At 58.6% G+C, this 2,820-nt stretch carries 1 protein-coding gene and 1 pseudogene; both read right to left on the reverse strand.

Annotated elements, in window-relative coordinates; translation table 11 throughout:
• Positions 1 to 203, reverse strand: a 203-nt coding sequence (locus tag AC1DVA_RS27410) for a hypothetical protein (RefSeq protein ID WP_476807986.1), incomplete at its 3' end; no start/stop codon positions are given.
• Positions 204 to 313: 110 nt separating this feature from the next.
• Positions 314 to 2,820, reverse strand: a pseudogene (locus AC1DVA_RS27415) (hypothetical protein); the annotation flags it as partial.

Genomic DNA, 2,820 nt, shown 5'->3' on the forward strand with positions numbered 1-2,820 from the left:
AGCTCGACCTGCGTGCCGGCAAGGTTTTCGCCCAGTTCGCCGCCTTGCCCAAGGATATTTGCTAGATCGACGATCTCGCCGCCCCCGGCAATGAGATCGTCGGCCGTCAGCTCGAGGACAGTCGCAGCCGCCACGTCCTCCGCGCCGGCTTGAAGGGCTAGGATGATCTCGTCCAGCATTGGCGTGTCGTCGTTCGGCGGCATTGATCGGACCTCGTTACTTCTTCGGCTCAAGCGGCTTGCTGCGCTCCGACTTTACTTTCCTGGTGTTGGCGGCGCCAAACAGAGCCGCTGATCAAGCTGCCCCCAGGACGCTACGTGACGATCGTCTGCTGATTGTGATCATACAGAATCTGCACGGATGCGACCGGAGCCGAGAACTCCGCGACCACAACGAAGTTTTCGCCCGCGGCCGTCCCATTGTCATCCACCAGCAATTGCGTGCCCGAGACATTCACCACCGCATCGGCCTGCGCCGTTGTCGTTGGCGCATCGCCGCCAAGCGAAGCCAGCAACGCGCTGAGGTCAATCGTGTCCTGGACACCGCCGGAGTTGAGATCGGTGATCAAGTCGCCAGCCGCAAGCGTCAGATGAGACGTATCCATGACGAAGACGTCACTGCCTTCTCCTCCGGTTAGTGTGTCCTGCCCAGTTCCACCAATGAGGGTGTCGCCACCCGCGCCGCCGTTCAGGATGTCATTCCCCGCCCCGCCGTTGAGGGTGTCGTTCCCATTTAGGCCGTTGAGTGTGTTGGCGTTGTCATCACCCGTTAGGCTGTCGGCAAAATTCGAACCTGTGAGGTTTTCGATGTACGAATAGGTATCGCCCTGGGCGTCCCCCCCAATGCCGCTATTGGTGTTCAGATTGACAGTCACCCCGGCGGAGGAATTGCGATAGAAGGCCGTGTCGCCAAGAAAGTCATGGGCGCCACCATTCAGGATGTCRGCGCCGGGGCCGCCGATCAGCCAATCATCTCCGCCAAGGCCATTGAGGGACTCGCCCGTATTGCCAGCGACAAGTGACTCCGCCTCAGCTGTACCGCTCAGGGTCAAGCCTGGAGGATGCGTCGTGATCGACAGGGTTCCCGTCGCGGTATCGCCATCTGAATCCGTAGCGAGGACGTTGAACGATAGGGATTTTTCAACACCCACGCCGCCTGTCAGGACGCCATAGGAGAAGGCCCCCAATTTGAAGCTGTCGCTATCGAGATTCCCTCCGCTAGGCGCCGCGAAACCGGAATAATTGGACGATGGATTCTCGATCTCGATCCGGCTGAACCCGTCCGTCGCGATCACGTTTACGACGTCCCCTTGATGCAAGCCGGTCAACAAATAGCCGTTGCCAACAAATTCCAGGCTGTTGAGGCTGAGATTCACGCCATTGACCGTAATTCCAGTAATTGTCGCTGGTGTCCCCGTACCCGTTAGCGCAGCGCTAAGAGCGCTTGAATTCCCGCTCGGATTGTTATCTGGGGCAATAATTGCCCTCACAACCATTTCAACGGAGCTGGACGTTCCTTGAATGTTGAAGCCAAAGGAATTTACGAGATAGTGAAGACCGTAGCTGTAGGTTTGACTATTAAAATTACTGCCCGTCGTTGTGGGATTTGACACGAAATCGACTCTGACGATGTCATTGTCGTCGAGGGACTGGCCCGATCCAATACCGACATTGTTGCTGTTGGTGTTAACGGTATCGGCGACCACCGATGTTCCGGTCCGGTTTGCACCAGAAAACAACAAGTCGGCCGTGCTTGACGTGTTGTCGATGGTCGTGAATCTTGGATTTCCGGCCGAAGCTGAGAAGCTGAGCGAATTGAGTTGAAGCTGGCTTCCGTCGTCGATGGACTTGAAGAATTGCACCGTATAGGCGTCCAAATCCTCATTTGCCGCATTCGGCGACAGTGTTACCGTAAACACGGTTGTTCCGCCGTTTCCGGCCGCGTCCGCTCCAATCTTCGCTGTCAGCAGGTCGCTACCGTAGCCGAACAAATGGACCACTTGGCCACCTGAGGTGACGTCCGTGCCACCGGTTGTCTGAAGCGTGGCGTTGTTGGTTCCGGAGAACACCACCGCGCCACCATCGGCGCCAATGTTCTCAAAGAAATTGAGATCGCCGCTGCCAACTGCGTTGACACCGTTCTCGATGCGCATTGGCTGCGCAGCGAAATTCACCGGCGCGTCATCATCAAAGGTCACGGTCAGCGTCCCGAGTGCGGTATCCGCAAGGCTCATGTCGCCGTCGCTGTCGCTCACCGTGTACTGAAGCGCCAGCGTGATACCACCATTCTCGGCATTGCCTGTCGCGTGCAGCACGTTCTCTATCAGCGTTAGCGTATAGGCGCCGGTCGCTGACGTCACCGCTACGGTGAATAGGGTGCTGTTCACGCGCGCGGGATCAGTGCTGGCAGTGATCGTTGCCGTCAGCACGTTCGTTGAGTCGTTCCAACCGTAGGTCACAGTTTCCTGTCCCACGGTGGCTGTGCCACCCGCCAGATTGGCGAAGCTGAAGGACAGGGCGCCATCGTCGCCCGAGCCGATCAGCGTGCCGGAGGCGAACGCAGAATTCGTGTCAGCGTCACCGGTGCCGCCTAGGATCCCATGCGCCAGCCCCTCGTCGTCCACCGTCGCGGCCAGCGATCCGCCGATAGGAACGTTGTTGACGTTGGTGATGTCGACGATCTGAGTGGCCGTCGACGTGTCATTGTCGCCATCGGTGATCTGGTAGGTGAAGCCGGCGCTGATCCCGGCCGCGTTCGCCTGACCCGGCGCCGGATCAAAGGTCCAGGCGCCATTCGCCTGGAAACTGTACACGCCGAGTG

This window comes from Allobosea sp. P4_C6 (assembly GCF_056402015.1).